Source organism: Streptomyces albus subsp. albus, from assembly GCF_000719865.1.
GTDB lineage: Bacteria > Actinomycetota > Actinomycetes > Streptomycetales > Streptomycetaceae > Streptomyces > Streptomyces albus_E.
Genome location: NZ_JOID01000105.1, coordinates 1 through 341 on the forward strand (window position 1 = coordinate 1; position 341 = coordinate 341).

1 pseudogene is annotated in these 341 nt (G+C 86.5%); it reads left to right on the plus strand.

What is annotated here, in order from left to right:
* Positions 1 to 79: 79 nt before the first annotated feature.
* Positions 80 to 341 (plus strand): annotated as a pseudogene (locus IF83_RS34205) (SUKH-4 family immunity protein); the annotation flags it as partial.

A 341-nucleotide genomic window follows, 5' to 3' on the forward strand; every position in this document is an offset into this window, starting at 1 on the left:
GCCGCCGGGGGTTCCCGGTGCGCCGGGCGGGCCCGGCGCACCGGGAACCCCCGGCGGCGACCCGCACTACCAGGCGACCATGCTCGCCGGCCCCAACCCCGGCGCCCCCGCCGGCCCCGGAGCACCCCAGCCCCCCGGCCCGCCCGGCACCCCCGGCGCGGGCACCCCGCCGCGCCCCGGCACCCCGAACACCCCGGGAGCCGCCACCCCGCCGCCCCCGGGCCCGCCCGGCCCGCCCGGCGCACCCGGCGCACCCGGCGACCCGCACTACCAGGCGACCATGCTCGCCGGACCCAACCCCGGCACCCCCGCCGGCCCCGGAGCACCCCAGCCCCCCGGCC